This window comes from Frateuria sp. (genome assembly GCF_035695185.1).
Lineage (GTDB): Bacteria > Pseudomonadota > Gammaproteobacteria > Xanthomonadales > Rhodanobacteraceae > Frateuria_A.
Genome location: NZ_DASSES010000154.1, coordinates 1 through 8,377, shown reverse-complemented (window position 1 = coordinate 8,377; position 8,377 = coordinate 1). Strand labels below are relative to the sequence as shown.

Genomic DNA, 8,377 nt, shown 5'->3' with positions numbered 1-8,377 from the left:
TGATCGGTGCGCTGACGATCACCGTGGCGATCATCGCCACGGCCGAGGTGGCGCGCGCGCTACGCCTGGTGAATGTGCTTTTCGGTGGCTGGTTGCTGGTGGCGCCGTGGGTGCTCGGTGGCCACTCGATGGTCGCGACCGTGGTGAGCCTGGTGCTGGGGGTGGCGTTGATCGCGCTCAGCCTGCCGCGTGGGCCGCGCAGCCAGGAACACTACGCGAGCTGGGATCGATACATCCGCTGATGCTCGTGCCGGACGTACGTGCGGATGGCCGCCCCGAGCAGACGCTGCCGTCACCTTCTTTAACGCCCCTTAGATCGAGGGTGCGTTTGACTGGAAAGACGCGCGATCTGTGGGCCGCGCCTCATCGTGACCCAAAGGATCGGGAGTAGGCCATGGCTTTTCTGACATACCGCGAGGCGGTCGGGCGGATCGTGCGCGGCGATGCGCAGGCGCTGACTAAGCAGCAGATATCCCAGACCATCAGCTTCTCGCGTCTGGTGCTCATCGTGGGGCTAGTGTTCCTGCACTACCAGCAGTACCCCGACGTGGATGCCTCGCCCTTCAATGGCATGGGCACGGGGCCGCACGAGATCGCGACGTTCGTGAACAGTTTTGTGCTGTTCTTCTTCTTCAGCGTCGTGCCCTTGCTGAGCATGGTCTCGGGCTGGCTGTTCTTCTCGTTCGACGCCAACACTGCAGGGGCCAGCCTGCGCCAGCGCATCCGGCGCCGCTTCGTCTCGCTGTACCTGCCGATGGTGGCGTGGGATGTGCTGTACCTGGCCATCTTGATTCCGCTGTTCCTGTGGAAGCCGCAGTACCCGCTGTTCGGCGACATCAACATCCAATTTGCGCATGCGGGCGTGTGGGATTACGTCAATGCGCTCTTTGGCATCACCCACCACCCCGTCGGCTTCCAGTTCTGGTTCATCCGCGACCTGTTCACCACGGTGCTGGTCAGCCCGCTCTTGTGGTGGTCCTTGAAGCGCACGCCCTACTTGGGCATGGCCTTCCTGGGGGCGGCGTGGTTGGCCCACAGTAGCCTGGTCATTTTCTTCCGCACCGACGTGGTGTTGTTCTTTTACCTGGGCGGCTTCCTGCGCGTCTATCAGGTACCCCTGCACGTGGGGCGGCGAACTGCCTGGAGCCTGATGGCCCTGTATGTGGCGCTGATCGCGCTGCGCACGGCCGCGCCGTTGCTGATCGACATGTCGGGCTCGCGTCCGGACCTGCTCAACGTGGCTACGCGAGCGACGCGCGTGCTCGGGGTCGTCGCCTGCTGGGGCGTGTTCCAGCAGTTGGCGCAGACGCGCCTCGGGCGGGTCATTGCCGGCTACGGTGGCTTGGCGTTCTTCCTGCATTCGGCACACTTTCCCCTGATCGCCGAGGTCAAGGTGGTGCTGTGGCGCTTCCTGCCGGCACAAACCAACGGCTGGTTGATCGCCCACTACCTGGCCAGCGTCACCCTTACCGTCGCCATCGGCTTGACGCTTGGCGTAGTGCTGGCCCGCAAGCTACCGAAGGTCTTTGCCTTGATGAATGGCGGACGGCCGGGCATCGGGCTGCAAGGGCAGGGCGCCCTGGAGACAGTCGCCGGCACGCCATCGTCGGCCGCGGTCGCTGTTCCCGATACCCGTCGCCTGCGGCCGTTGGTCGGCCAGAACCGCCAAGGATGGCTCCGCGACGCGCTGGCGGTCGCCGCGGCCCCAGCCTTGCTGGCCATCCTCGAGGTGTTCCATCCCCACCCGGATAATCTCATGGCGCTGGACGTGCGCACCTGGCTCGCCGTGCACTACATCCAGGTGCCGCTCTTCGCCCTGTCGGCGCTGGCGATGGTGCGGCTGGTGCGCACGCGCAACGACCCGGCCGCGTGGGTCTGTCGCGTCGCGCTGTTCGTGTTCACCATGTGTTTCGTGGTGTTCGACACGGCGGCCGGCATCGTCGTCGGCAGCCTTGTGCAGATCGCGCATGCGTCGGGTACGCCGGAAGCGTGGCGCATGCCGATCGAGGCGATCTGGACACATCCCATCCTCGGCGGCACGGATACGCCCACTCTCGCCGTGGCGGGTCGGCTGGCCTTGGCGGTGGGAACGATCGCGGCGGCCGTGTCACTGCGGCGCGCAGGCCGCCCTTGGGCACCCGTCGTGTTGCTAGCGCTCTCCGGATGCGTGATGGAGGTGTTCCACAGTCACTCCTGGCCGGGCGGACCGGTGACCTTTGGCGGCATTGCGCTGGCCGCCCTGTGGCTACAGTGGGCGCGCCCCACGCCGGAGGCGACAGCCCCGGAAAATATCCACCCGCTGCGCCGTGTAGTCCCACCTGACGCCGCGGTGCAGGCGGCGACCAGCGTCCCACCGATCACCGCTGAGGGACCCTCTCAGGCCGTGTCCGCACCCGATCGGACGTACCGGCGCCGCCACGCAGGGTAGGCGCCGTCCGCTGCGCGGCCGGACGCCTCCCTTGCATCAGCGGGGGCCGCGTGAGGTCAGCTTGCCGGTCCGTGGGTGGCGAAGTGTCGTGTACTGCCATCGGGCTCGATCAGCACCACGTCGTAACGCTGGGGCGGCCCCATCTCCATGCCCGGGGATCCCATGGGCATGCCTGGTGCGGCCAGGCCCCGGGCACGCGGGTGGTCAGCCAGGAGCCGGCGGATGTCCTCGACCGGGACGTGGCCCTCGATGACATAGCCGCCCACCACCGCCGTGTGGCACGAGGCCGCCGGATCCGGCACGCCCAGGCGCGCCTTCACGGCGGCCATGGCGGTCTCTTGGTGCACGACAGGTGCAAAGCCGTTCGCCTGAAGATAGGCGATCCAGGCTTTGCAGCAGCCACAGGACGGATCGCGGTAGACCTCGATCATCGTTGCAGCGAAGGCGGGTAGGGCAGTGAGGCCCCATCCCAGGAGCAGGCCGCCCAAGAGGCGCTCCCATCGCGTCATTGCGGCGTCTCCACCTGTGCCGAGTGCCATTGCACGGCTGTGATCTTCCAGGCTGAACCGATCTTCTTGAGCGTCAGTTGCTCCTTGCTGCGGATCGCGACCGGTTTGCCATTCTCGATGGTGAGGATGCGCGAGTCGCTGGCGACCATCGCGGTGTCGCCCATGGGCATGGAGCCCATCCAGAGTGGGACCACCTTGGCCTGCTTCAGAAAAGCCAGGTCCTCATCCAGGTGGTGGGCGGCATAGGCCTCCCGCGATTGCGTCGAACCGCCCTCGCTAATGGTGGCATCCGCAGCCAGCAGGCCCAGCACAATCGTCCGGTCGCCATGCTCCAGCGCGCCGTGGAAGGCCTGCGCGGCCGCTTCGGCATCGGGCGCGGCACGCGGCGTGTACCCGTCCATCGACTTCGCTGGCGCGGTCGATGCGTGCGCATCGGCGTGGCTGTGCGCGTCCTCCTGCTCGGGCGCCTCCATGCTGCCACCCTCGCCCTGGTGGTGGCCCTGAGCTTCCTCACCACCGTGGCTGTGGGTATGGCCACCGTCCTCCTTGCCCATGTCCATGTCTTCATCCGGTGGGGCCTTGGCGACCATGGCCTTGTACTGCTCCGGCGTCATGTCGGGCAGCTTCTGCAGGAAGGCGACCATGCTCCAGATGGTCGGGTCGTCGTGGCTGCTGCCCCAGGCTGGCATGGCGCTCATCTTGATGCCGTGCTTGATGATCCAGAAGGCGTCCTTGGGGTCGACCCTCACCTGCGACAGATTCGGCGGCTGCGGGTAGAGGCCGGGGCGAATCTCCGAGTCGCTCATGCCGGGCTTCAGGTGGCAATCGGTACACATCGCCGCGTACTGGCCGGCGCCCTTGAGGATCAATTGGGGGTCGTCGAGATTGGGGACCTGGATGTCCTCCGAACGAACGTGGATCGAGCGCTCGCGCAAGGTCTGCATGAGCGCGAACACCGGGCGGGTGTGATGGTCGTCGGCGCCGATGTTGTAGACGCCCGAGTAGACGAACACCGCTGCGCCGGCGATCACGATGGCGAACAGCGCGATGACGGCGATGCTGTAGTGCTTGACGTGTTGCTTCATGGTCTTTCCCTCTAGAACCAGATGCGGACGCCGGCGACCCACTGCCGATCGAACAGGCCTTGCCCATCCTGCCGGGCGAAGTCCGCGGTGCCGCCGAAGCGGCGCGTCCAGACCACGCCCACGTAGGGCGCGAACTGACGGTGGAACTCGTAGCGCAGGCGCAGGCCGATGGAGGCGTCGGATAGCCCGCTGCCAAGGTGCCGGGCCGGGTCATCCTTGCCATAGGCGTTGGCTTCGAACTCAGGCTGCAGGATCAGCCGCTGCGTGAAGAGCAGCTCGTACTCGGCGCGAAAGCGGGCGGCGGTGCGGCCGGCGGGACCCACATAGCCGGTGGCCTCCAGCTCGAACCAGTAGGGCGCCAGCCCTTCGATGCCGAAGGCGGCCCACTGGCGGTTGGGGCCTTCACCCGCCTCGCTGCGCACGCCCAGCTGCGTGCTCCAGAAGGGGGCGATGGCGTGGTTCCAGAACGTCTCGATATCGCCTTCTTCCAGCTTGCCGCCGCTGCGTTCGCCTTCCGTGCGCAGCCACAGCTTGTCGTAGTCGTTGCCGTAGTAGGCCTGCATCTCCCAGCGCTGGCCGTTGCCGTCCTTGCCGTTGAAGGCTTCCAGTTGGTCGACCAGGATCTTGGTGAAGCTGGCGTTGTCGTCCATGGCCTCATGGATACCTCCGTGGGGACCATAACCGACGCCGGCGGAGTAGTCCGGATCGCGGGCATCGGCAGGCGGGCTACCGCCCTGCATGGGGCCCATGGTCATGCCCTGCATGGAGCTATGGTCCATGCCCTGCATCGAGCCATGGTCCTGGCCTTGCATTGAGCTGTGGTCCATGCGTTGCATCGAGCTGTGGTCCATGCCCTGCATCGAACCGTGGTCCATGCCTTGCATCGAGCCATGGTCCATGCCTTGCATCGAGCCATGGTCCATGTTCTGCATCGAACCGTGGTCCATGTCATGCATGCCGTTCATGGTCCCAGCGGGGGGTGGAGACGCCACCGTGGCGGCGGACGCCGGTGGCGTCGCGGTCGTTGCCGGCGCCGGCATCGCCATGCCGGGCATGTTGCCCATGTCCATGCCGGCATCCGACGATGTGCTGCTCGCGGGTGCCGGCACATCCTGGGCGTGTACCGCCAGCGCCAGCCATGGAAAGAGGATAGCGACCCGCGCCAGGTGCTTGAGGGAAAGAAGGGACAAGCGCCTCATGACACCACCACCTCGCGGAACATGCCCCCCTCCATGTGATACAGCAGGTGGCAGTGGTAGGCCCAGCGCCCCGCGGCGTCCGCGTTGACGCGATAGGTGACCCGCTGCGCCGGCTGCACATTGATGGTGTGCTTGCGCGCCAAGAACTGGCCACTGGGATCCTCCAGCTCACTGAACATGCCGTGCAGGTGGATCGGATGGTTCATCATCGTGTCGTTGACCAGCACGATGCGCAGGCGCTCGCCGAAGTTGAAATGCACGGGCTTGGCCTCGGAGAACTTCTGGCCGTCGAACGACCACATGAAGCGCTCCATGTTGCCGGTCAGGTGCAGTTCGATCTCGCGCTCGGGCTCGCGCGGGTCGATCGGGCCGTCGAGCGAGTGCAGGTCGGCGTAGGTCAGCACGCGCCGGCCGTTGTCGCGCAGGCCGATGCCCGGATCGTCGAGGTTGGTGCGCGGCATGTCGACCTGCATGTCCACGCCGGGACCGTATTCGGTGCGCGCGTGGCGGACCTTGGGCATGCCCGCGGGCGTGAGGTGGTTCATGCTGCCCATGTGCATCCCTTGCTTATCGCCCATGCCGTGCATGTCCATGCCCTGCATGCCGCCCATGTCCATGCCGGGCATGGCCCCCATGCCGCTCTGCTGGCCGCCATGCCCCATGGCCCCCATCGGCATCGCACCCATCATGTCCTGCATGCTCAGCCACACGCGCGGGTCCATGGTCGGCACGTCCGCCTCCATGCCTGGGCGTGGCGCCAGCGTGCCGCGGGCGTACCCGGTGCGGTCGATCGACTGGGCGAACACGGTGTAGGCGCGGTCTTCCTGGGGCTCCACGATCACGTCGTAGGTTTCGGCCACCGAGATGCGGAACTCATCGACCGGCACCGGCGCGATGTCTTGGCCGTCGGCCGAGATCACCGTCATCTTCAGGCCCGGGATGCGTACGTCGAACAGGGTCGAAGCCGAGCCGTTGATGAAGCGCAGGCGGACCTTCTCGCCGGGCTTGAACAGGCCGGTCCAGTTGCCGGCCGGTGCCGCGCCATTCATCAGGTAGGTGTAGGTATAGCCGCCCACGTCGGAGAGATCGGTAGGGTTCATGCGCATCTCGTTCCACATCTTGCGCATGGCGAGCGCCTGGCTGAGGCCCCGCTGGCGCACGTCGCGGAAGAAGTCCGGCACGGTCGGCTGAGCGAAGTTGAAGTAATCGCTCCTCTTCTTGAGCTTGGCGAAGATGCGTTCGGGATCCTCGTCGGTCCAGTCGTTGAGCATGACCACATGGTCGCGGTCGGTCAGATAGCGCTCGCGGCCGGCCGGCTCGATCACCAGCGGGCCGAACACGCCCGTCTGCTCCTGGAAACGCGAGTGCGAGTGGTACCAGTAGGTGCCCGACTGGCGCACCTGGAAGCGGTAGACGAAGGTCTCGCCCGGTGCGATACCGTCGAAGGCGATGCCGGGCACGCCATCCATCTGGAAAGGAAGCAGGATGCCGTGCCAGTGGATGGATGTCTGGACAGGCAGATGATTGCTCACCCGCAACGTGACCGTGGTCCCTTCCTTCCAGCGCAGGATCGGGCCGGGCAGGCTGCCGTTGACGGTGGTGGCTAGGCGTGGCGCACCGGTGTAGTTGACCGGCGTCTCGCCGACCGCCAGGGCGAAATCGGTGCCGGTGAGTACCGGGAGCTGGCCGGTGTGGGCCGGTTGTGCCCAGGCCTGGCCGGGCCGCAGCAGGCCGAGGCCGGCCACTGCGCCACCGAGGGCCGCGCCCTGGACGAAGCGCCGCCGCGACAGATCGGTCGCAGCGGGCGAGGAAAACGACTTCATGGGAACTCTCCAAAGGCCAAACGTCGCGCCAAGGCGCGATCGGCGCGACGGTGGGCGCTCACGGCGCCCGACGCACGCATCGGATCCAGCGGGGGAGGGTCAGGCGGACGGTGGGCGCAACGGGGGCACTGTTGGCGCCGACGGCGCATGCAGGCGCAGCGGCGGGGCATACACCCCCGCGATCCAGGACGCCATGACCACGCCGGCGGGCGTGGGCGGCAGTGCACTGGCGCACATGCCAATGCAGCCACAAACATGCCCGCTGGGGTTGCCGCAGCAGCCAGCGTGCTGCTCGCAACAATCGTGCGAGGGCGAATGGCCCGAGGCAGGGTGATGCAATGGTTCACCGACCGCCGCGGCCGCTGCATGCATGGCATGCGCAGGTGCGCTTCCCATGCCCAGCGGCGCGGCGGCCAGCGAGGTGATGACCAGCATCAGCCACGCCATCAGCCCCAGGGCACGCAGGCCACGGGAACGAGCAAACGGACGAAGCGAGGCGGTCATGACCCGGAGCGTACCGGCAGGGTCCCGCCCCCTCAACCCTGGAGGCGGGTCCATGCGGTCTTAGGGCTTGCTGTAGCCCATGTGCAGCGTGATCTTGTCACCCGACTTCAGCTTGGCGACCGCGGCGGCAGGGAAATGCACCTTCAGCGACATGCCCTCCGCCATGACGTCCACGACACCGGTCTGCTTATCGACGCTGTTCACCGTGGCCGGCATGGCGTGCATGCCCATCATGTTCATGTGCATGCCCTTCATGCCGCCCATATCACCGTGGCCGCCGTGCATGGCGCCCATGGTGTCGGGGTTCTGGCCGGTATCGGTGGGCGAGGTGTTCTGAGCCCACGCAGTACTGCCGGTAGCAAGCGCCAATGCCAGCGCCAGGGCGCCTAGCAGGCGAGGGGAGTGGATGCGTGCGGATGCCTTCATGGGGTATCTCCTGTGCGAGAAAGAAGAGGACGAGCGTGCGCCCGGCCACGTGTACGACGATTGAAATTCGCGGCGAGGCCGGTGCCGGTTACATGGATGGCAACTACTGCCTAGCGCCGGGTGCGCGGCCTGTGAGCAGAAGGTTGAGAGACATAAGAAAAAAACCGATGCGACCCGCGGCGCTTCGGTGCACCCATGTGCGATCACGCCTCGGCGACGCCAGAGGGCCGTATGGTTCAAAGCGTCTGTCGAATCCGCCTGCGAGGGCTGCCATGAAAGGGAGTTACGGAAAATTCGTCGCCATGATCGCCGTGGCCACGGTGGCGATGTTCATCATGATGTACTTCAACATCTATCAGCTGGACCACGCCTACTGGAGCCAGACCATGGCCTGGATGGCTGT

The 8,377-nt window shown here is 66.4% G+C and carries 7 protein-coding genes; 2 read left to right on the top strand and 5 right to left on the bottom strand.

The window, feature by feature from the left end:
* On the top strand, positions 1-242 hold a 242-nt coding region (locus tag VFH59_RS12600; protein ID WP_325165253.1), incomplete at its 5' end, for an SPW repeat domain-containing protein.
* 152 nt (positions 243-394) lie between these two features.
* Positions 395-2,428 carry an acyltransferase gene (locus tag VFH59_RS12595; RefSeq protein ID WP_325165252.1) on the top strand — a complete coding sequence of 678 codons (2,034 nt, stop codon included), beginning with the start codon at positions 395-397 and terminating at the stop codon, positions 2,426-2,428.
* A 56-nt stretch (positions 2,429-2,484) separates the two neighbouring features.
* On the opposite strand, the gene VFH59_RS12590 is transcribed toward VFH59_RS12595, so the two are convergent.
* The 5 genes from VFH59_RS12590 to VFH59_RS12570 form a co-directional block, all read right to left on the bottom strand.
* Positions 2,485-2,937: a DUF411 domain-containing protein gene (locus VFH59_RS12590; RefSeq protein ID WP_414655889.1), complete on the bottom strand. Its 453-nt coding sequence runs from the start codon at positions 2,935-2,937 to the stop codon at positions 2,485-2,487.
* Entirely contained in the window at positions 2,934-4,022 is a 1,089-nt protein-coding gene (locus VFH59_RS12585) for a c-type cytochrome (RefSeq protein WP_325165250.1), read from the bottom strand. Before VFH59_RS12585 ends, VFH59_RS12590 begins: the two co-directional genes overlap by 4 nt.
* Positions 4,023-4,033: 11 nt before the next feature.
* A complete protein-coding gene (locus VFH59_RS12580) occupies positions 4,034-5,221 on the bottom strand; it encodes a copper resistance protein B (RefSeq protein ID WP_325165249.1) in 1,188 nt (395 codons plus the stop codon).
* Positions 5,218-7,044, bottom strand: coding sequence for a copper resistance system multicopper oxidase (locus VFH59_RS12575; protein WP_325165248.1), 1,827 nt, complete (start codon positions 7,042-7,044; stop codon positions 5,218-5,220). Before VFH59_RS12575 ends, VFH59_RS12580 begins: the two co-directional genes overlap by 4 nt.
* Before the next feature lie 564 nt (positions 7,045-7,608).
* Entirely contained in the window at positions 7,609-7,974 is a 366-nt protein-coding gene (locus VFH59_RS12570) for a hypothetical protein (protein ID WP_325165247.1), read from the bottom strand.
* Between the last annotated feature and the right edge of the window lie 403 nt (positions 7,975-8,377).